General features: G+C 64.6%; 20 protein-coding genes and 2 pseudogenes. 6 read left to right on the forward strand and 16 right to left on the reverse strand.

Annotation, left to right across the window (positions count from 1 at the left end):
* Positions 1 to 98: 98 nt before the first annotated feature.
* The 5 genes from ACSDR0_RS44755 to ACSDR0_RS44775 all read right to left on the reverse strand — a co-directional run bounded on the left by ACSDR0_RS44755 (position 99) and on the right by ACSDR0_RS44775 (position 3,581).
* Complete coding sequence (locus ACSDR0_RS44755) at positions 99 to 434, reverse strand: hypothetical protein (protein WP_435295065.1); 336 nt, start codon at positions 432 to 434, stop codon at positions 99 to 101.
* 160 nt (positions 435 to 594) lie between these two features.
* Complete coding sequence (locus tag ACSDR0_RS44760; RefSeq protein ID WP_435295066.1) at positions 595 to 1,536, reverse strand: NADP-dependent oxidoreductase; 942 nt, start codon at positions 1,534 to 1,536, stop codon at positions 595 to 597.
* Positions 1,537 to 1,650: 114 nt separating this feature from the next.
* The gene (locus ACSDR0_RS44765; protein WP_435295084.1) at positions 1,651 to 2,130 is read right to left on the reverse strand and encodes a hypothetical protein; all 480 of its coding nucleotides are present in this window, start codon (positions 2,128 to 2,130) and stop codon (positions 1,651 to 1,653) included.
* Between the two features lie 108 nt (positions 2,131 to 2,238).
* The gene (locus ACSDR0_RS44770) at positions 2,239 to 3,060 is read right to left on the reverse strand and encodes a helix-turn-helix transcriptional regulator (protein WP_435295067.1); all 822 of its coding nucleotides are present in this window, start codon (positions 3,058 to 3,060) and stop codon (positions 2,239 to 2,241) included.
* Between the two features lie 14 nt (positions 3,061 to 3,074).
* The gene (locus tag ACSDR0_RS44775; RefSeq protein WP_435295068.1) at positions 3,075 to 3,581 is read right to left on the reverse strand and encodes a MarR family winged helix-turn-helix transcriptional regulator; all 507 of its coding nucleotides are present in this window, start codon (positions 3,579 to 3,581) and stop codon (positions 3,075 to 3,077) included.
* Positions 3,582 to 3,838: 257 nt separating this feature from the next.
* On the opposite strand from ACSDR0_RS44775, the gene ACSDR0_RS44780 reads away from it, so the two are divergent.
* Both ACSDR0_RS44780 and ACSDR0_RS44785 read left to right on the forward strand, forming a co-directional pair.
* The gene (locus ACSDR0_RS44780) at positions 3,839 to 4,414 is read left to right on the forward strand and encodes a recombinase family protein (RefSeq protein WP_435295069.1); all 576 of its coding nucleotides are present in this window, start codon (positions 3,839 to 3,841) and stop codon (positions 4,412 to 4,414) included.
* Between the two features lie 136 nt (positions 4,415 to 4,550).
* Positions 4,551 to 5,423 carry a flavin-containing monooxygenase gene (locus ACSDR0_RS44785; RefSeq protein WP_435295070.1) on the forward strand — a complete coding sequence of 291 codons (873 nt, stop codon included), beginning with the start codon at positions 4,551 to 4,553 and terminating at the stop codon, positions 5,421 to 5,423.
* A gap of 358 nt (positions 5,424 to 5,781) precedes the next feature.
* On the opposite strand, the gene ACSDR0_RS44790 is transcribed toward ACSDR0_RS44785, so the two are convergent.
* Positions 5,782 to 6,399 carry a stage II sporulation protein M gene (locus ACSDR0_RS44790; RefSeq protein WP_435295071.1) on the reverse strand — a complete coding sequence of 206 codons (618 nt, stop codon included), beginning with the start codon at positions 6,397 to 6,399 and terminating at the stop codon, positions 5,782 to 5,784.
* 120 nt (positions 6,400 to 6,519) lie between these two features.
* Positions 6,520 to 7,176 carry a hypothetical protein gene (locus ACSDR0_RS44795; protein ID WP_435295072.1) on the reverse strand — a complete coding sequence of 219 codons (657 nt, stop codon included), beginning with the start codon at positions 7,174 to 7,176 and terminating at the stop codon, positions 6,520 to 6,522.
* 136 nt (positions 7,177 to 7,312) lie between these two features.
* Between ACSDR0_RS44795 and ACSDR0_RS44800 the strand changes: the two genes are divergently transcribed.
* Positions 7,313 to 7,921 carry a TetR/AcrR family transcriptional regulator gene (locus ACSDR0_RS44800; RefSeq protein WP_435295073.1) on the forward strand — a complete coding sequence of 203 codons (609 nt, stop codon included), beginning with the start codon at positions 7,313 to 7,315 and terminating at the stop codon, positions 7,919 to 7,921.
* A gap of 501 nt (positions 7,922 to 8,422) precedes the next feature.
* On the opposite strand, the pseudogene ACSDR0_RS44805 reads toward ACSDR0_RS44800, so the two are convergent.
* The 3 genes and pseudogenes from ACSDR0_RS44805 to ACSDR0_RS44815 form a co-directional block, all read right to left on the reverse strand.
* Positions 8,423 to 8,619: pseudogene (locus tag ACSDR0_RS44805) on the reverse strand (IS701 family transposase); the annotation flags it as partial.
* Between the two features lie 792 nt (positions 8,620 to 9,411).
* On the reverse strand, positions 9,412 to 9,846 hold the full coding sequence (locus ACSDR0_RS44810) for a hypothetical protein (RefSeq protein ID WP_435295074.1): 435 nt from the start codon (positions 9,844 to 9,846) through the stop codon (positions 9,412 to 9,414).
* A gap of 137 nt (positions 9,847 to 9,983) precedes the next feature.
* A complete protein-coding gene (locus ACSDR0_RS44815; protein ID WP_435295075.1) occupies positions 9,984 to 10,979 on the reverse strand; it encodes a helix-turn-helix domain-containing protein in 996 nt (331 codons plus the stop codon).
* Between the two features lie 1,061 nt (positions 10,980 to 12,040).
* On the opposite strand from ACSDR0_RS44815, the gene ACSDR0_RS44820 reads away from it, so the two are divergent.
* Positions 12,041 to 12,997 (forward strand): tyrosine-type recombinase/integrase, encoded by a 957-nt coding sequence (locus tag ACSDR0_RS44820; protein WP_435295076.1) that lies wholly within the window; start codon positions 12,041 to 12,043, stop codon positions 12,995 to 12,997.
* Here the strand turns inward: ACSDR0_RS44820 and ACSDR0_RS44825 are convergent.
* Positions 12,991 to 13,215: a hypothetical protein gene (locus tag ACSDR0_RS44825; RefSeq protein ID WP_435295077.1), complete on the reverse strand. Its 225-nt coding sequence runs from the start codon at positions 13,213 to 13,215 to the stop codon at positions 12,991 to 12,993. The genes ACSDR0_RS44820 and ACSDR0_RS44825 overlap by 7 nt on opposite strands.
* A 160-nt stretch (positions 13,216 to 13,375) precedes the next feature.
* A complete protein-coding gene (locus tag ACSDR0_RS44830; protein WP_435295078.1) occupies positions 13,376 to 13,648 on the reverse strand; it encodes a GlsB/YeaQ/YmgE family stress response membrane protein in 273 nt (90 codons plus the stop codon).
* A 345-nt stretch (positions 13,649 to 13,993) separates the two neighbouring features.
* Between ACSDR0_RS44830 and ACSDR0_RS44835 the strand changes: the two genes are divergently transcribed.
* Together ACSDR0_RS44835 and ACSDR0_RS44840 are read left to right on the forward strand one after the other, a co-directional pair.
* Complete coding sequence (locus tag ACSDR0_RS44835; protein ID WP_435295079.1) at positions 13,994 to 14,707, forward strand: hypothetical protein; 714 nt, start codon at positions 13,994 to 13,996, stop codon at positions 14,705 to 14,707.
* A gap of 629 nt (positions 14,708 to 15,336) precedes the next feature.
* Positions 15,337 to 15,639 (forward strand): hypothetical protein, encoded by a 303-nt coding sequence (locus ACSDR0_RS44840; RefSeq protein WP_435295080.1) that lies wholly within the window; start codon positions 15,337 to 15,339, stop codon positions 15,637 to 15,639.
* 351 nt (positions 15,640 to 15,990) lie between these two features.
* Here the strand turns inward: ACSDR0_RS44840 and ACSDR0_RS44845 are convergent, their stop codons facing one another.
* From ACSDR0_RS44845 to ACSDR0_RS44860, 4 genes and pseudogenes are all read right to left on the reverse strand, one after another.
* The gene (locus ACSDR0_RS44845) at positions 15,991 to 16,509 is read right to left on the reverse strand and encodes a hypothetical protein (RefSeq protein WP_435295081.1); all 519 of its coding nucleotides are present in this window, start codon (positions 16,507 to 16,509) and stop codon (positions 15,991 to 15,993) included.
* A gap of 369 nt (positions 16,510 to 16,878) precedes the next feature.
* Complete coding sequence (locus tag ACSDR0_RS44850; RefSeq protein WP_435295082.1) at positions 16,879 to 17,604, reverse strand: Crp/Fnr family transcriptional regulator; 726 nt, start codon at positions 17,602 to 17,604, stop codon at positions 16,879 to 16,881.
* 10 nt (positions 17,605 to 17,614) lie between these two features.
* A complete protein-coding gene (locus ACSDR0_RS44855) occupies positions 17,615 to 17,920 on the reverse strand; it encodes a hypothetical protein (RefSeq protein WP_435295083.1) in 306 nt (101 codons plus the stop codon).
* Between the two features lie 48 nt (positions 17,921 to 17,968).
* Positions 17,969 to 18,079 (reverse strand): annotated as a pseudogene (locus tag ACSDR0_RS44860) (Lsr2 dimerization domain-containing protein); the annotation flags it as partial.
* Between the last annotated feature and the right edge of the window lie 946 nt (positions 18,080 to 19,025).

The raw sequence follows: 19,025 nt of genomic DNA on the forward strand, positions 1-19,025 counted from the left end.
GCTGCTCCAACTGCTCCTCGGAGAACATCTTCTCTGACAACGCACCACTCCACGCGCCGTACCGGACAAAACCGGAACGAACGTAGCGGCAGTGATCATCAACTCGCCACCGGAGGTGAACTTCTCTGTTTCCGCAGGTCAGACGCTACTTCGTTGAAAATTTCTTCATTGCTACCGGGACCCCTGACCGCACGCCAGCCGTCGATGTGGTCCGCGGTGTAGATGCCGGGGGTCAACAGGTAGCCCTGACCATCGGGCGAGGGCTGGGTGCCCTCGGTGATGATCAGAGCCATCGACGCCCGCTGGGTGTAGTACTCGCGGTTGAGGTCGGTGGGCACACCGTCGGCCCGGGAGCGGTCGCGGGTCATCGGCGCCATCGCGAGCCGGTGCGGCAGGTCGATCGCGCCGACGCGGGTGGGGGTCCAGAGAGTCATGGAGGGTCACTTTCTACAAGAATTTTGAGGTGCACGGATCTGGTCGGCGGTGGCCGGCGTGCGGGGACGTCACCGGCCACCGGAGGGTGTGCCGCCCCCCATGTCTTCAGCCATGGGGGCGGCACTGCGGCGAACGCGGGTGGGGACCGGGTGGTTTCCTCTAGTCGAGGGTGGTGCTGGGGGCGACGAAGACGATCTTTCCGTTGATCGGGGCGGTGGCGACTTCGGCGTGCACCTGCGCCAGCTCGGCCAGCGGCACCCGCCGGGTCGCGCCGAGGTGCAGCTTGCTGGCGTCGAGCAGGGTCACCAGCTGGGCGAGCTGTTCGGCGTCGGGACGGAAGAAGAGATTGATTCCCCGTACGCCGCGGGCCTCGTCGGACGCAGCGGGCATCCACACGGTGGTGTTGACCAGCACACCGCCGTCCCGGATCACGCCGGACAGGGCGGCCATCTGCTCCGGCGCGATCGGGGCGAAGTTGAGCACGACGTCGACCGGCTCGGACAGCTCCGGGATCCCGGGGCCGTGGATCTCGTCGGCGCCCGCCGTCTTGGCCTGCCCGGAGCTGCGCGGGCCGGTCGTGGCGATCACGTACGCGCCGGTGTTCTTGGCCAGCTGCACCGCGTAGCCGCCGACGACACCGCCCGCGCCGTTGATCAGCACCCGCTGGCCGGAGGTCAGCCTCGCGTGGTCGAACAGCGCCTGCCACGCGGTGAGCCCGACCAGCGGTAGTCCGGCGGCGTCCACCAGCGGGACGCTCGTGGGGGCTGCCGCCAGAATCCCGACCGGGGCGATGACGTACTCGGCGGCCGCGCCGGTGCTGGTCAACGGCAGGGCGCCGATCACCTGGTCACCGATGTCGAAGCCGGTCACGTCCTCGCCGAGCGCGTCGACCGTGCCCGCGATGTCGATGCCGGGGGTGTGCGGCAACCGGATAGGGATGGGGCCCTGCATGACGCCGGCGCGGATGTTGCCCTCGACCGGGTTGAACGACGTCGCCGCCACCCGGATCCGGACCTCGCCGACGCCGGGGACCGGCTGGTCCACGTCTTCGTAGCGCAGGACCTCGGGGGTGCCGTACTCGTGGAAACGCACTGCCTTCATGACGAGCCTCATCCTTCTGAATCGTTTTGCTTCGATTTCGAAGCACTTCTGAACCATAGCACGCTTCGAATTCGAAGCAAGTGTGGTGCGCGGTGACACCCGTCTCAGCCGGGGTTACCGCCGGTCGGCAGAACTCTCCTCGTTACTCCCGGCGGTCAGAGCACGCAGCTTCGCGTGGCTGGCGGAGCCGGGGACCGCCATGAAGACCAGCAGGACCTGGCGTTCCACCGGACAGACCAGCAGGTGGCGATACAGCTCCAACCCGCCAAGCGCAACATGCCGATAGCACCTCGGGCGGTGTCGCACGGGAACACCCACCTCGACGAGGTAGCGTTCACGCGCCGACGGGTCGCTCAACCATCGATCGACCAGAAAATGCGACGATCCGCCGGTCCGGGTGTAATCGCCGAACAGGGCGATCGCCGGACGGGTCTGCAGCAACACCTCGCCGAACCGGGAGAACACCGTCGCGGGGTCCTCCGGCAGATGCTCGACGATGAGCTCCAGTACCGGGCTGGCTTGGTGACCGGGCCGGCCGGGTGCCGCCTCGTCATGGCGTTTCTGGAGAAAGTGCGCCAATATTTCCCGATCCATGTTGCTCACCGCCTTCCTGGTCCGACCGATCAAGCATGGCGCGAACCGGAAACCGGGTGAATGTCACCGTTATCCACGGACAAACAGTCCGTGGATAACGAGGCGGGCTCAGCTCATCGTGATCAGGCGCTGGAGCTTCTCGCCGCTCGGTGAACCGGGCTCCGCCAGGAAGACCAGCAACTCCTGACCCTCGTCGGGATCCACCAGCCGCCGGGCGTACAACTCCAGCTCGCCCAACTCCGGATGCCGGTAGCGCTTGAGATCATGGTGGTGGGTCACGTCCACCTCGTGCCGCCGCCAGACCTCGGCGAACTCGGGGCTCACCGCCAGCAGCGCGTCGACGATCTCGCCCGCTGTGCCCGTCGGGTCGGCCGTGTACACCGCCCGGATCTCCACGGTGAAGACCCGGCCGCGCAGCGCATGATCCTCGGGGGGATAGATGGCGCGTTGCGCCGGATCGGTGAACCAGCGGTAGACCAGGTAGCGCGACATGCCGCTGAACCGGGTGTAGTCGCCGAGCAGGGCAACCGCCGACTGGTTCTGCAACAGCGTCTCGCCGAACCGGGACAACACGATCGCGGGCGTGTCCGAGAGACGCTCGACGATGCGCAGCATGACGGGACTGACCTGCTCGTCACGCAGAACGCGACGCGGAGCCGAGTGCCCGCCGAGGGCGAACAGGTGCTCCCGCTCACTCGGGCTGAGGCTCAATGCCCGTGCCAGGGCGGCGAGCATCTGCTCGGACGGCATCGGACCGCGCCGCTGCTCGAGCCGGCTGTAGTAGTCAGCCGACATGCCGGCCAGCACCGCGACCTCCTCACGCCGCAGCCCACCAGTGCGACGCCGTGAGCCACGGGGAAGCCCGACGTCCTCCGGCTGCAGCATCTCCCGCCGTGCCCGGAGAAAGTCCGCCAGTAGCGCTCGGTCCATCCCTCTCCGCCCCTTCAGCCGGCTCGGTTGCGTGCGGCGCGGGGTTTGGCGGACCGGGGAGGGGAGGCGCGCATGTGGTCGCGGACGCGGCCGAGAACGGTGCTGAGGGCGCCGAGGTCCTTGCCGGTCATCGGTTCGAACAGCAGCTGCCGGACGCGGTCGACATGCCCGGGAAGCACGTGGGCGATCAGGGCCCGGCCGGCGTCGGTGACAGTCACGATGACACTGCGCTCGTCGTCCGGCGACGGCGAGCGGGTGATCAGGCCGCGTTTGTCCAGCAATCCCGCCTGGTAGGTGAGCCCGCTGCGGCTGTACACGACACCGTCGGCCAGATCCGTCATCCGCAGCCTGCCCTCCGGCGCGTCCACCAGCCGCGCCAGGATCTGGAACTGCACGTAACTGAGATCACCATCGGCGCGCAGGTGCTCGTCCACCGCGTACTGAAGAAGGCTGCTGACCTCCACCAGAGCAAAGTACGCACCAAGTTGCTCCGCGCTCAAGCCTGGCGCCGCTTCACTCATCCCGCGATCATACATGCTTTGAATTCGAAGTTATCCCCGGAAAGCATTCGATACGTACCTGGGGGGCAGTTTCAAGATACGTCGGAAAGCGGCCATATCAATCTTGAAGGGTGGTGAGGGAGAAGTGTTGAGGGTGTCCGGTAACGTTCGTTCGCTTTACACGTTGGGCTGACCGGCTTTCCCTCAGGCCGAGAATGTAAAGGTTCCCATGTACGCAACAATGTCACGCGCTAGGGGGTTTATGTTACGTTCCGGGCATGAGGATCGGCACCGCGCGCGTGAGCACTCGCGACCAACACCCCGAAGCCCAAGTCGACGCACTCCGCGCCGCCGGCTGCGAACAGATCTTCATCGACAAGGCATCCGGGAAACTCGCCCGCCGCCCCGAATTCGACAAGGCCCTGCTCGTCCTGCGGCCGGGCGATCAACTCGTGGTGACCAAGCTCGATCGGCTCGGCCGCTCCCTGGAACACCTCATCGCCCTCTCGAAGCAACTACAAGAACGCAAGGTGGACCTGGTGGTGCTCGACCAGGGCATCGACACCTCGACCGCGGTCGGCACGATGTTCTTCCAGATCCTCGGCGCGATCGCCGAATTCGAACACGCCCTCATGTCCGAGAGAACCCTGGACGGGCTCGAAGCCGCACGCGCCCGCGGCCGCACCGGCGGCCAAAAACCCAAACTCGGCCCCCGCCAGATCAAACTCGCCCAGCAGATGTACGACGAGACCGGCACAGACGGCAAACGCCGCTACACCGTCCAACAGATCGCCGACGAATTCGGAGTCACCCGACCCACCATCTACCGGCACCTCACCCGCGAGAACGCCTGACCACCACGCACACGCCCGGACACGGCAGGCTACTTGTCCGTCCGCCGTAGCTATACGAGCGCAGGGCCTAGCCAGGCCGCTCTCTGCTCGCGGATCCCACATGCGGAACTACGGAAAACTGTGAATCAGCCTTCCGGTGACCCGCCTCCTTGAGGCATCAACCCCAGGTGCAGTCCTAGATCAACTGCTTAGCGTTGTTTTTGGGCTGGAAACTACGGGCTGGCCTCACCGCGGCGCCCAGGGCAGTGGCGGTGGCGGTGGCTTCGCCGTACATCTGGCCGACGGCAGCACACTGAACGCGCCCACCGTGATCGCCGCCAGCGGCTCCTTCGACCGCCCTCACCTGCCCACCCTGCCGGGCCGCGACGGCTTCACCGGCCAGATCCTGCACGCCGCCGCCTACACCAACCCCCTGCCATATGCGGGCCGGCGCATCGTCGTGGTCGGCGCCGGCAACTCGGCCGTGCAGATCGCCTGCGAACTCGCCGAGACCACCACGGTAACCCTGGCCACCCGCACACCGATCCGCTTCGTCGACCAGCGCCCCCTGGGCAAGGACCTGCACTTCTGGTTCACCATCACCGGCTTCGACCGCCTGCCCGCCCGCCTGGTCACCACCCCGCCCACCGTCCCCGTCCTGGACGAGGGCACCTACCGCCAAGCACTACGCGACGGCCGACTCGATCGGCGCCAGATGTTCACCCGCCTCGACGAAGGCGACGTGGTGTGGGCCGACGGCAGCCGCGAACCCGTCGACGTGGTACTGCTGGCTACCGGGTACCGGCCCAACCTCGACTACCTGAACGAGCTCGGCGCCCTGGACGAGCGCGGCCACCCGCGCCATGACCGGGGCCTGTCCACCACCCACCCCGGGCTGGGCTTCCTCGGCCTGGAATGGCAGCGCACCCCCGCCTCCAACACCCTGCGCGGAGTGGGCCGCGACTCCCGCCACCTCACCCGCAAACTCACCGCCCACCTCAACACCCACCGCTTTCGGGCGGGCGTATAACGAAGGGTGCCTCCCGGTTCTCCGCCGCCGAGAACGCCCCATCGCCTCCGGCAATACATCAGCGCGGTAACCCCTGTCAAAAAATGTGACAGCAACCCAGGCTCATCGGTCCGTTCCTACTGGACCCCCGAGTTCACCGGCGCTGCCGGCGTGAAGGTGATCCGATACCGCTACCGGGGGCACGGCATTCCGACCTCCTGGAACCAGATCTGAGTTCCGTGGCCGCCCATTCGGCGAGAATGACGCCTGGCCTCCAGGCTCGCTCAGGCGGGCAGCCCGGCCGTGGTCGCGCCGGCGTTCTTCATCAGGCGAGCGACGTCGCCCGCGAGATGATTCTTCCCGTGTTCCATGGGGGCAGTCAGGTGCCGAGCACCAGCGGTACGAGGAAGTAGATCTCGACGGCCTCGTAGACCGCGCCGATGACGAAGAGCGCAAGCGCCGGGAGCCAGAGCCGGCCGAGGAGGCTCAGGCCGCGCACGTAGGCCTGTCGTCGCGTGGTGGTATCCACTGTCGCCGGTCGGAGCCAGGACCTGCCGAGCAGGTAGGCGCCGAACATCACCAGTACGTAGGCCTGGAACTCGATGAGGATGGTCGGCGAGTGCGGGATGAGGATCAGTGCCGAGGTCCGGTCGACGGGCGCCAGGAGGATCCCAATGTCGATCGTCTTGATCACGAAGACGACAAGGCCGGCGAAGGGGATCACGAGCGAGGGCAGGACGATGAGCAGCAGCGCTGTCGCGAACACGTTGACCATGAAGATGGTCGCGCCGAAGGTCCAGGGGTTGGCGATCACGGTGTCGACGAGCGCCCCTTGGTCGCCGTCGACGAACGAGGACGTCCGTGCGGCGTGGAGATCGGGGAAGATCATGGCCAGGGCCATGCCCAGGAGGAGCACCCCGTAGACGAGGGCATTGATCAGCAGGTACGCGCGCAGGTCAGCGCGGATGATCTGGAACGGTCTGCGAAGACGGTTCATGATTCTGGTGTCCGTTTCTCTGGTGATGTGTCATCGACGCCTGCTGGCGCGGGCCCTGGGTGTCGCCGGGCCGAGTGCTGCGTGCGGACCCGACCTGTCGGCCGCAGCCTGAGGTGTCGGTCAGTTGCCTCCGGCGTCGAGCAGCCAGTGGTAGCGCAGACGTAGCGCCCTTTCCGTGCTGGCCAGCGCGGCGCCAAGGGCGAGCGTGATGTTGAGCCAGAGCGGCAGGTGGATGGGGGAGGTGAAGGTGCCGAGGTTGTCGGCGATGGGCGGCACTTGCGAGATCGGCGCGATGATCTGCGGGAGGTTCAGCCCCGCGCCGATCACGAGCATCACTACCGAGGTGGCGGCGACCATGCGGCTCACCGTCGGATGATCACGCTCGAGACGGGCTCGCCTGCCTTCGCTCGATTTCGGGTCGGGAACAAGCTGGTGCTCCTCGCCCGTGGTGGTGACGTAGTGGCAGCGCTTGATCCCGAAGCTGCTCGTCGCGACCTCGATGACGCCGCCCTCCACAGGGATCACGGCGGGGATCTTGGAGTGGGCGTGATGGCGACCGTCGAGATACAGGTGTGCCGTGCTCTCGCCGCCCGACTGGTTGCCCCAGTGCCGCACGTCGACGGCATATGTCCCCGGCCGTCGGCCATCGGATGAGGGCGGGAGGTGGAATAGCTTGCGTCCTAACGGCACCTGCCACCAGCGAAACCGCTGAAGGGGACGCCCGTCGCCCTGCTTGACCCGCCGGATCGCCCGGCTGCGCCGCCATGTCTTCACCATGTTCCCTCCACTCTCCGTGGGTCGCTTCATCACAACCCGACTAACACGCTGTGTTAGTCGGGTTGATGGCCAAGCTATCACAGTGTGCTAGTACAGTGTGATAGTGCTGTGGGCGAGTGAGGCGGAGGCTCATGTGATGACGGATCAGAACGAGCAGCTCAGCAGCCGGGACAAGGTTCTCCTGGCGGCGATGCAATTGATCGGGGAAAACCCCGGGGCGAAGCTCAGCGTGCGAGCGGTCGCCGCGCGCGCGGGAGTGAGCACGGGATCCCTCCGATTCCACTTCCCGACGCAGCGCGCGCTCCAGGACGAGGTACTCACCCGTCTGTACGACGTCGTCGTCTCCGAAGAGCGGATCCACGATCGGGACGCGCCGGCCCGTGACCGCCTTGTCGACTGCCTGCGCCAGGTCCTCGCCCCCGCCGGAGTCGGCGCCGGAGCACGGGAAGCGCACCGCATCATCCACGAGCAGTTCATCGCCTCGGAACCGACTGAGCAGGTACGGGAGGCATACTTCGCCCTCGAACGTGAGGGGCGGCGTCGCGTGGAGTACTGGCTGACGGTGCTCACGCAGGAAGGCGCTCTCGCCCCCGGCGACACCTCCCGGCGCGCGAAGTTCCTCCTTACCGTCCTGAACGGCCTGGCGCTGGAGCGAGCCCTCCCCTCCGACGGCTCGATCTTGCAGTCCGAGAACGACACCCTCTACATGGCCGTCGATGCGGTCCTGAACCCCGCAACATCCTGACCCGTCGACTTCGACCGCCCCATCGCCGCAGCCGCCCTCCGTCCGTACTAGCTGAAGACCCCCACCGCATGGGCGTTCAAGGTTGTCGGGATTAGGTGATTTCCCGACACCCCGTCACTCCAGCCCCGGACAGCCCGAAAAACAGGACACCGGGTGATGAAACACCACCCGGAACGGCTGGTTGCGGCCTCGGATTGACGACAGGATTTCCCGACAGATAGAAGAGGTTCCGACCCTTCCTCAAGGAGCGTTCGGTGCAGATCGTCTACTCGGCCTGTCGTTAACGAAGCTGTCACCAGGTACACGCGAGCACGTTTGCCCTGGTCAATAAGCCCGCGCGGAGCCTTCTGCCGGACCTTTCACTGTTTGCGAGACGTGTCAGGTTGTGTGCGGTAAGTATTGGTCCGGTCTCGGGGGGTTGGTCTGTGGTGGCAGGCCTGGGCTTGTCGCCACCTTCTCCTGGAAGGGAGCCCCGGGTGCCATGGCGCGTGTCCTGGACGAAGCGTTCTTGTGCCCGACATGGTCGGCAAGCTGCCAGGAATTATTCTGGGGCGCATCGGTCATAAGACCGAGAACCAGGTCGGTAAAGGTAGCGCGCGGCTCCGGGCCGGTGAACAATGGGTCGGCGATCCGCTCGATGAGCGCGGCCAGATCGGCTCTCAGGACACGACCAGATCGTAGGTCAAGGCGAAAGTCATCGCAGGATAGGTCATCCCTCAGTGGCTTGAACCAAGATCTACGAATGTAGTACAGGGCCCCCCTGATACGGAACACGAATGGCGCGAACTTCATTCATTTCGCGATCGAATACTTTGGCTTGTATGTATGAAATGTTCTCGGCCGGACCCGGCTCAAAGATTTGGCTGAGGCGGACCTCTCTCTCATTTGCCTCTCCGCCTGTGTGAACGAGTTCGTACAGGGAGTCGGTATCATCACTGAGGCGGATGGTCAATGCTTGGGAATAGTCTGAGGGTGACATCCTGCGAGGCGGACTTCCTTGAGTTTTTTCCTCTTTTGCGTCCCTCCCTGGTGACGACGTGACGAGGCATAGGTGGATTCTGTCCGACCAGAACTCAACGCTAGCGAGCACGAGAACTATGCTGTTAACCACTATGAGAGGCTCAATGACTGCCTGAACATGCTTAAGTGTGCTTTGTCGCCGCCCTGAAAGCCGTGGGTGTAAGATCGACTCTCGACGTATGATTGCGGCCTCTTTTGCTTCTCTTAACCTCTGATGTGCATCTTGATGGATGGAGTCGCTTAAGGCGCCGTATTGATGTAATGCATCAAGAGTGTCGTGTAGGATGTCATGCTCTGTTTCTCTAAGACTTCCTTGTCTTTGAAGCGTTGGTTCGAATACCAGTGATATCCATTCGTCTCCGGTCATATCAACAGGATGCACAGAATTCCGGTAATAGTCAAGGGTGCCTGTCTGTGAGCAGCGAGACGCCACCCAGGCCAATGTTGTTGGCCTGGGTGGCGATGGTTTGTTAGCTCTGCGCCGGTGTTTTAGGTTGGAAGTTGCAGGTAACGCTGTCAAAGTTCATGCCGAGTTCCTGCTTGGTTTTGTTGTCCTGGACGTATACATAGAGATCGTATTCTCCATCGAGAGCGGTCTCGTATGTAAGCTGCTTTGACCAGGTGCCGCTTGCACTGACGGTCACCTTGTCGCCACGATGGATCCACTGCTCTCCGTCGATGTATATGTATCTCTCCACCCAGAGAACACGACCGGGTAGGAATCCGGTTCCGTTCGCCTGTGTGAGGACCGCGTCCAAAGGCCAGCTGTCGCACTCGATCGACGCGTTAGTGTTCATCTCCATAATCGACGGGGGCGGCTCGGCAGCGGCGGGCATAGCTGAGAAAACCAGCACTGAAATGATAGTTGTAATGATCGCGACGATCGTTGAGATGGCTCGTACCATGGAAGCTCCATTCGCGTTGATGTGGACGAGAATGCAATCAGTCCAGACGTGATTTACGGCGAGGCCTTCCGTGCTCCTGGACCCATTGACCACTAACTTGAGTCTGAGGTGAGGGCGGGGAGAAAGTCGTTGATTTTTCAGGCCGGGTTTCTTGTGTTTGCGGGCCCGGCGGCACGCAGGGCGGCCTGTCGGTGTTCGATCGGTGTCATGCCGTAGCCGGCGCGAAACGCGCGGGTGAAGGAGGGGGCGTCAGTGAACCCCCAGCGGCGTGCAATGACGTGTACGGCCTGTGATTGCAGGGTCGGGTTGGCCAGGTCGCGGTGACATTGGGCGAGGCGGCGTTGCCGTATCCAGGCGGCCACCGGTAGATCCTCGTTTTGGAACAGCCGGTTCAGTTGGCGGCGGGAGATGCCGTGCGCGTCTGCGATCATCTGCGGTGTCAGATGCGGGTCGCTGAGGTTGTCGGTGATGAACGCCCGAATTTGCAGGAGCAACGCGTGGTGGCGCGCCTCAGGGGGTATCGGCGCATCGCCCGTCATGTGCCCCAGAAGGGCGGATAGCAAGTCGAGTAGCGCGCCGCTAAGCCGGGCCTCGCCCGCGCGCTCAGCGCTCGAAGGAGGAGCTGCGTGTGTTATTAGGCGGGAGAGGATGTCGCCGAGGCCATCACTGTCGCCGATGCAGGTGCCCAGGAGTGGTTCGATTTTATTTGGTGGAAGCGGAAGATGCGTTTTCGGGATCGTGACCAGTACCTTTCGGGCCCAGAGCGTTGGGGTGATCATGTGGGCGCTGAAGGGGGTTGAGGAGTCATAGATGAGGAGGTCTCCCGTACTCAGGCTCACTTCCCGGTTGGCGTAGGTCAGTCCCAGGGTTCCTCGTTGTACGAGCGCAAGGAAGTACAGGTCGGGGTCGCTGCGGCGGATCAGGGGTGAAGATCGCGTGGAGGTGAGAGCTGAGCAGGTGACCGTACTGACCTGCACCGGCCCGTGCGCCCGCAGTCGCATCGACGCGTGGAAGTCGTCTCGATGTTCAGACTCGATCGTGGCCGGGATCAGCGCCGTGGCGGCCAGCTCACACCAGCTGGGAAACCGCTCGGATATGGGAAGGGTGCCGCTATGAAAGACCAGATCTGTCAACGGGAGCCTCCTGTGTTCTAGGGGGGCACGGGGAGATGTGGGACGGAATCCGGCGTTAGCGAATACCCCCGCGACTCCAGGGACTGATCCAGTCGAGGGGGCAGATATTGATATGGCGCCGGAGGCCGTTTTGCTCGACGGCGAGAAGGGTCTTGACTGTTGCTGAGGGATGCTGGGGAGAACCTGGTCTGGGTTGTAGCGCTGGGTGCATGGTCTTGGCGACTATTGGGTGAGAGTTGTTGGCCCTTCGGGTGTTCGGGGCGGTCGTGGGTCACCGATCACCTTCGTCGTGGTCGTGGCCGGATATGAGCATCGGGCTGTGAACTAGCCGGTGGTAGAGCGCCGTGGCCGGGAGCGGATGGCGCGCTGGGTGAGCGGGCCGAGTTCTTCCACCACGGGGATCAGACCGGCAAGCTGGTCGAGTGCGGCAAAGTCGCTATAAGCAAACGATCAGAAATTACCTATAGAACCTTTATGTTTGCAATATGTGCAAAGGCTAAATAGGACGCGTGTTTCGGGTTTAAAAGTGCGGCACATCGGTTCCGCATCCTCGCGGTGACGCTAAGTTGTCGAGGGAATGGGCCGAAATGATCGCACAGAGAAAGGGGTCGCTACCCTCCGTCCGCTTTTGGGCGCCTCGCCTCTGAGGTTTTTTAAAAGCGCAGTTCAAGCACGATGAGATGCAGCGGCGTCCGCGACGGTGCGAGAGGAGGGCGACGAGTAAGGGGTTGAATCCCAGCGCTTTTGGGGTGCCTCAAATTTGGTGCCGGTGGCGTGTTGCGGGCGATGGGTGGCGGCGGCGAGGTCGCGTCTCGATGTGATTTGAAGCACTGTCGCGTGCAGTCAAGCATTCACGTGGTTCCGAAGCGGTTGTTGCATGAACGACTCGTCGGGTCCTTGGCCCGCAGGGCCAGGTGAGGATCTCGTCGACGGTCAGACGCTACTCCCTGGATAAGTAGGGTTATCCGGGGAGTGTGAGTATGATCTCCCCGGATAACCACCGGGCAGAGGCCGGGCTAACGCCGGAAAAACTCCCCGGATAATAAAGAGGGGTGCCGATCGTGAGCGCCAGCAGCGCAACCAGCGCCGACAACGTGGTGGCGATCCGGCCCGCCGCCGACCTCGCCGCGGCGGCCGCCGCCGCGCTCGCCGCCTTGGTCGCGCATCTAGATCGGTGCGCGCTGGCGGCCAACACGGTGACCGCCTACCGCCGCCAGGCGCTCGCCTACCGCGACTGGGTGCTCGCCCGGGCGGCCGAGCACGCGGACGCGTTCGTCGACCTGGTCGGCGCCGAGGCTTCCGTCACCGCTTGGCGCCGCCACCTGCTCGCCGCGGGCGCCTCACCGGCGACGGTGAACCAGGCACTGGCCGCCGTCACGCTGCTGTATGAGCACGGGCCCGCGCTACGCCTGGCGGTCAAGCGCGCCCGCCTTCCCAAGCCCGGCGCCCCAGATGCGTTGTCGCGGGCGCAGGAGAACGCGGTGCGCCGCGCCGCCGACCGGCGCAGTCCCCGCGACGCAGCCCTCATCGCCGTCCTGCTGGGGGCCGGAGCCCGCGCCGAGGAATGCCAGCGCCTTCGCGTCGCCGACGTGCCGATCACTCCTCGCAGCGGCACTGCCCGCCTGCACGGAAAGGGGGACGAGGTCCGCACCGTCCCGCTGCCGGTCCCGGCCCGCGAACGCCTGACCGCCTGGCTGAAGGTACGCGCCGAGCTGCTGGCCGCCCGGCCCGCCCTGGCGGACGCGATCGGCGAGGGACTGTGGGCCGGCCAACGCGGACGGCTGTCAGTCGACGGCGTCACCGACGTGGTCCGCGCCGTTGGCAAGGACGCCGGCCTGCCGGGCCTGCGCCCGCACCGGCTGCGCCACACCTACGCCACCCGGCTACGCGAAGCCGACGCCGACCACGCCCAGATCCAAGCCCTGCTCGGGCACACCTCCATCGAGACCACCGCCCGCTACTTCCGCGCCTCGGCCACCGAGGTCGCCGACCTGGTCGACCGCGCCCTCGACTACTGAAAACGCAGCGGGGCCATGTTAGTCACACGGTGGTGTGAGGTGGTGACGGGACTTTTCACTCCGGAGCGGTAGAAGAAATGAGGAACCTCGCGGCGGCGTACCACGCTGGCGATCGCCGCATCGTGGCCGGCGTCGGCCATCGCGTTCGCCTGGTTGAGCACGGTGCGGATCGTGCCGCCCATGCCGTAGGCGTGCAGCAGCATGTAGCGGATCTTCATGCGCGGTTTTCCTGGCAAGTCACTGTGTGCTCGACCTCGCCGGCACCGCAGGCAGCTCATGTCAGCTGCTGAACGCCATTGGCCTCGGCCCGAGGGTCTCGGGCCGAGGCCAATGCGTTGCTGGGGGGCCGGTCTTGCCGGACCGGTGTGTGCCGGTCGGCTACCGGACGCCGCGCCTGCCGTACAGGCCCGCCACCAGGGCGACGCCGACGGCGGCCAGCGCGATCTGGATGACGATCTCGATCCAGTCGATGCCCCGGGTGTCGCCCACGCCGAGCGCGTTGGCCAGGAAGGTACCGATGAGGGCGGCGACGATGCCGATCACGATGGTCAGCCAGATCGGGATGTTCTGCTTGCCCGGCACGACCAGCCGTCCCAGGACGCCGATGATGGCTCCGATGACGATGGCGGTGATGATGCCAGTGACTGTCATGTCCACACTTCCTCGTTGGTTGGCTCCCCGTTCTGTGCCCCGGCGGGGAAGCGTGATGCGTCACAAGACGATCACACTGCAGCAGGCGTCGACTGGGGGGTACAACCGATGACCGTGCACGTCTTCCTGGTGGACTTTGGTCATCCAGGGAGCCCCTGTGTGATCCCCGGAGAACACCGACCCGGGGCTGCAGAGCCAAGAACAGCCAGGCGTGAAACTCCGTCGTCCCTGACGCGCGCGGCGTGATCACAAAATCGCGGCAGTGTGTGCTCGGCGCGAACAGGTCTGCCCCGTTCAATGTCAAAGGGATACGTGTGCCGACTCACGCCCCTCGTTCTGGCCTCGTTGCTGACCCTCACCGGTTGCGCCGCCGACCCTGCCGTGCGGGACGCACGAGAGCATGCCGACCGGATCGCCGACCAGCTGAAGGGCTACGACCCGTGGGTCGCCGAAGACGTCGGCTACCACCTCACGCGGGAGGAGGAGTACCTCACGGTCTTGGACGTCTCCGGCGACGGGCACGACGATCCGGGACGCGTGCGGATCAGGGTTCGTGGGAAGGACCGCACGCCACGGCCTCCCCTGGGTCCGGCGGATACTCCCTCTCCCGCTGTGGTGGTGTTCGTCTGCTTCAACCTGGAGGTGATCGAGCCCGCGCCGGCGAATCACATCAAGGCGCGGGAAGAGGACCGGAGCGTGACCATCACCGAGATCAACTGTCCCAAGGACGTTCCTTGGCGCACCTTCCGGCCGCCGGCCAGGTTGCCGGCTCAGACCGATTCGTGGTTGAAGAAGCACCTGCCCACGACCCTCGACCTCGACGCGGCCCGACGCGCCGTCAAGGGTCTGGATCTGGACCCGCGGATCCGCCAGGACGTTGCCGCGTACGACGGCAAGATCGGCATCGCCCTGCGCGAGCCGGATGGGGATTGCCTGTTCGCCCAGGTGTGGCCGAACATCGTGCAGGTATGGAGCCCATGGCATTCTTGGGCACCTCCCGTGCTCCCCGCCGAACGCGCCTGCAGCGCGGCTCAGGCCGCAAACGGTTACTCCTACTGATGCGGCTTGCCGATCGGCCTCAGGGCCGGATCGCATCACGGCCATGCGAGCAACTCCTGCTGTCCCGTTTGCGCCACGTTCACGGCTGATGATCGAAGCAAGCCGAGGGGTCACCAGGTGAGCCCATGGACGGACCTGTCCCGCCGCCAAACGACCTCGTGGCGAAACCCGGCCGCGAGGCCGACACGAAGCAGTTCATAGCTCCTGCCACCGCACGAACTATGGCCAGCGACCGACTCGTTCTCGTTGTCCTTGTCAACCAGGACATGCTGGCTGGAAGGGGATCCCTTCACGGTCATGATCAACTAGTGGCGTGTTCGGCTCCACAGCCGTGTTGATCATGTGTGAGAACCGTGTCGGAAAGTCCGGGGTGTCCCTGCCGCTCGACCTTTTCCCTGTTCGCCCCTACCGTGAGCACAGCGCCTCCGAGCGCGCTACACGGCCCTCCCGGGCGAACTCCGCCAAGAGATACCGGGAGGGCCTTTGCATGCCCTCCGTCGGCAAGGTGCCGCCGCCGACGAACTCTCCGGCTTCCCGGAGCATGCATCCGATCTTGTCGGCAGACAGGATGCCGCATTTCGCCCACTACATCGGCACCTTCAAAGTCGTTCAACACCCCGGCGGCCGACATGGTGCGCGACCGCCTGGTCTACGCCCCTGGTCTGCGGTCGGTGATCCTGCGGTGGATCTGGGGACGGCCCGGACTCGATGGAGGCTGGCGCCTGCAGCTGCCCGGCGCCACCGAGGACCAGGCGCTGCGCCCACCCCGGCGAGGCCTGGCCCCCGAGGAGGTCGGCGCCTGGATGGACCAGACGCTGACCGCGCACGGCTGGCAACGAGCCGAGCCGACCTCGTGGCCACCGGCCACGCTGCCGCGCTTCGTGACCACCATGGCGGTCATCCCAACGCCACCACAGTCCAAGATCGAATGACACTTTTCTTCACGCTTCTCCAGGGCGCCCGCCACGGCGGGCGCCCTCTACGTTCTGCGGGTGGGTATGCCGATGACATGGGGAAAAGTACGTTAACGACCATCAGGGACCTCGCACGGCTGCAGCGCGCAGCGGCGAAGGACCCCAGCAGTGCCAGCAACCGCACGGGCTTCATCCGCCGCGCCCAATCAGCCGTGGACAAGCGTGAGCACCAAACGCGCCGAACAGGCCGCTGACGCGCCGCTAAGCGATCGCGGGCCAGGCCACCATGCGGAACCTCACCACATCCAGCCAATTTGAAGCTTGCAAGCTTGTAGACGAACTAGGAGAGGACAAAGGGGGCGGTCTGGGTCAGGCAGGGGGCTTCATCGCGGGCAGGGCCCGGTCGACAGCCGAGCGCCATACCGCGCCCGGCGTGATCACCTTTCCGGCCAGGTCCTCGTAGACGACCAGGTCCTCGCGGGAGAGCACCACTCCCGGGTGGCCGTCTCGCCAGCGCCGCAGCGCCTCGATCGCATCCTTGCTGACACCCCAGCAGGCGGCATGCACCCGCGCGACCAGCTCCGCGGGCAGCCGGGCGACGATCTTCTCGGGCCAGCCGCCGTCGCGCGACCCCGGCCAGCGACCGGCCCGTGGCGCCCCCAGCGGAGGCGACGGCCAGTCCACGTCCCAGCCCCGCTCGGCCATCTCCACCCGCACCGCGTGCGTGAGGAGAGCGTCGACGGTGTCGACCAGCTCACCGCGCTCACGCATCTGGGCCAAGTCGGCCAGCACCTGGGCAGCACGCTCGACCCGCTCGTCCACGGGAGCGAGCGGGTCGATCTGACTCCGGGCCGTCTGCAGCAGCTCGCGGCGCCGCGCCTTCTCCACGACCGTGAGGCGGGCCGGAGAGGGTCTTGACGTCGGGATCGTCAATGAGTCGGCGACTGGTCGAAAAACACCGAAGGCCGCCATCGGCGAGATGGCGGCCTTCGGGCGAGTCTCCTGTCGGCCCGGGCGCCGGGGGCACAACCGGCGGAGGATCCCGTTCCGAACCGCTCTACGTGAAGCCCCTTCCTCGAGAGGACGACCCGACAGCGGCTCCTGAAAGGACCAGGAGATCTCTAACTTCCCGCCCCGCCGGCCGTCTGGCCTGCTACGAGGACCTGGTCGCGCAGGTGACCACTCCGGGCCGGGTATGGCGCGCGGCCGTCGACCGCGCCCTGCCCGCAGCCGACCCCTCGGCCTGACCAGCTCACCTCAGATCTTCATGACCTGCTGGGTTTCACTTGTGATCATCTCGCGTAGAGCGTTGAGATTCCGGACCGTTAGTTGACGATAACGGGTTGCGATCATGCCCTGCTGGCGCAGGACACTCAGCGCGACTTCCACGGCGCGTTGCGAGAGGCCGGTAAGGGCTGAAAGATCGACTTGCGTGAGCGGCATGCCGATGGCGATACCTTCAGCGGTTTCAATGCCATGGCGCGTTGCGAGCTCGGCCAAGGCGTGGGCGATTTTGGCTAAGGCAGGAGCTCCTGCTGAGTCGATACGGGTTTGGGCCGCGGTTCGTAGCTCCTCGATGATGTAGCTGCGCAGTGCCTTGTCGGCCTTCTCGTGGTTCTTCAAGAAGTCTTCGAAGCGCTGTGCTCCGATCACTCTGACCCGGCACCTGGTTCCAGCTAGCACCGTCGCATGCTGGCTGTTTCCGTCTATGGCGGCCAGATGCCCTAGAAGTTCGCCGGGACCTTTGATGCTCAGCAGCACGGACGTCCCACTGGCTGCGGTGGCGGTTTCCTTGAGGAAACCGGCAACGATGATCATGACATCTCCAGAAGGATCACCTTCGTGGAGTACGACTTCGCCCTGCTCGTACTCGCGCAGTCTCCCTTGCCTGAGCAGTTCTTCTCGCTCGGAGGCAGATAGACGGCCCAACAAGCCGCGGGCCGGCCCAGGCCGACCCGCAGCGCTCTCGTCTGAGGGCTTCACGTCAGAGGAACTAGCCGTAAAGAGCAGTCAGGATCGGCGGTAGAGCAGTGAACAGCACTACCAGTGACCCCACAAGCGCGACAACGCCGCGGGCAGAGAGCTGTGGTGAGCGGGTGGCGATGAAGGCGGCCATCGCGATGAAAGCCAGCGCGATCACCGCCCCGGCCACGATGAACCACGGTTGCTGCACGGTGTCCTCCAAGAGGTCTGTCGCCGAGTCCGGATGACCTCGCAGGATGTCGGGTGCATCATGACCTTGGTAGGAGGTCGTCACCGGGGACATCACGACGAAGTTGGCTAACAGATTAGATGTCATTCACTCTCATGGCTAGGGAGTGGATTTCATCGTCCATCATCTCGTGCTATCACCCAGGTCAATCTCATAGCTGGTGCCGTCAATCGCGAAGGTGACAGTCTCATTGGCCTCGCCCCCATCGAGGTCGTCGATGAGAATCTCCTGGATCTGCTTGGCCATCTACACAATCCTTTCGCGGAGTTGGAGGGTCAGCCCTTACACCCTCGATGGCGGTCAGTGCAACGCTTGCCGGGGGTATCAAGGCGGACAATACGTCGTACATTCGTCCCCGCCACCACTCCGATCGACAAACCCCCTCGTCAGCTTCGCGGCGTGTCGGCGGCCTGGACCGTCTGCTGGTCAGCGGCACCTCGTGGACGCTGTGTCGGAAACGACCGCTCCTCCTACCTCTCAAGCCATAAGGCTAAGAGCGTTACAGCGATAGATGATCCGCAACCGTCCCCTTCGAATTAATTTCGCCTTACACTAATTTATACGCTAATTTCACGGCGAAAATTTGCGGCAAGCACGACACCAGTCCACTCTTCCTGGAGGGATGTAAGCTACCTGCCGAACCATCTCGCCTCTCGCCATTGACGTGATCAGTGCAAGAGGTGCGGAGGGAAAACCTGTCGACGAGTATCGTATTCGCAACTTCTCGGTTATTACCGGTCCGCGTTTTTTGAAATATTTGCAATCCCACATTTTTGCGGAGTCTGTGACCTCCCTCCTGTCCTACCATCAGGGTGCTGACGTCCCGAGTCTCTTCGCCGAGTCCGGAACACAGCGTCGACGGGGTCCTGTGGGGGTGGTAGCCCACAAGGATCCCGTCTTGTTTTTCCGGGTCGATATTTAACCCATGATCGCGCCTGCCGAGGCTTGCTCAAAGGACCCGCTTTCACCAGATAAGACGCCTTCTGAAAACCAGCCCCCCGACCATGCCTACGTGCCTGGAAAATGACCTACACCTGCACCTCATGCTGAGCGAGAGCGACCACCACACACTGTCTGCCGGCCTGACAAATGAGCGCGTCGCGGTGCCTCTCCTGGAGCAATGCTTGAGACCTGTGGATCGGCCGGGAAGGGGTGTACCTTCCCGATGATCATGTGATCTCAAGCATGACCG

It is taken from the genome of Streptosporangium sp. G11 (assembly GCF_051192615.1).
Classification (GTDB): domain Bacteria; phylum Actinomycetota; class Actinomycetes; order Streptosporangiales; family Streptosporangiaceae; genus Streptosporangium.

Bases quoted from the DNA above. Each gene is read 5' to 3' on its own strand.
- ACSDR0_RS44755 (WP_435295065.1), bottom strand. From the start codon at position 434: ATGACTCTCTGGACCCCCACCCGCGTCGGCGCGATCGACCTGCCGCAC.
- ACSDR0_RS44760 (WP_435295066.1), bottom strand. From the start codon at position 1,536: ATGAAGGCAGTGCGTTTCCACGAGTACGGCACCCCCGAGGTCCTGCGC.
- ACSDR0_RS44765 (WP_435295084.1), bottom strand. From the start codon at position 2,130: ATGGATCGGGAAATATTGGCGCACTTTCTCCAGAAACGCCATGACGAG.
- ACSDR0_RS44770 (WP_435295067.1), bottom strand. From the start codon at position 3,060: ATGGACCGAGCGCTACTGGCGGACTTTCTCCGGGCACGGCGGGAGATG.
- ACSDR0_RS44775 (WP_435295068.1), bottom strand. From the start codon at position 3,581: ATGAGTGAAGCGGCGCCAGGCTTGAGCGCGGAGCAACTTGGTGCGTAC.
- ACSDR0_RS44780 (WP_435295069.1), top strand. From the start codon at position 3,839: ATGAGGATCGGCACCGCGCGCGTGAGCACTCGCGACCAACACCCCGAA.
- ACSDR0_RS44790 (WP_435295071.1), bottom strand. From the start codon at position 6,399: ATGAACCGTCTTCGCAGACCGTTCCAGATCATCCGCGCTGACCTGCGC.
- ACSDR0_RS44795 (WP_435295072.1), bottom strand. From the start codon at position 7,176: ATGGTGAAGACATGGCGGCGCAGCCGGGCGATCCGGCGGGTCAAGCAG.
- ACSDR0_RS44800 (WP_435295073.1), top strand. From the start codon at position 7,313: ATGACGGATCAGAACGAGCAGCTCAGCAGCCGGGACAAGGTTCTCCTG.
- ACSDR0_RS44810 (WP_435295074.1), bottom strand. From the start codon at position 9,846: ATGGTACGAGCCATCTCAACGATCGTCGCGATCATTACAACTATCATT.
- ACSDR0_RS44825 (WP_435295077.1), bottom strand. From the start codon at position 13,215: ATGAAGATCCGCTACATGCTGCTGCACGCCTACGGCATGGGCGGCACG.
- ACSDR0_RS44830 (WP_435295078.1), bottom strand. From the start codon at position 13,648: ATGACAGTCACTGGCATCATCACCGCCATCGTCATCGGAGCCATCATC.
- ACSDR0_RS44840 (WP_435295080.1), top strand. From the start codon at position 15,337: ATGGTGCGCGACCGCCTGGTCTACGCCCCTGGTCTGCGGTCGGTGATC.
- ACSDR0_RS44855 (WP_435295083.1), bottom strand. From the start codon at position 17,920: ATGACATCTAATCTGTTAGCCAACTTCGTCGTGATGTCCCCGGTGACG.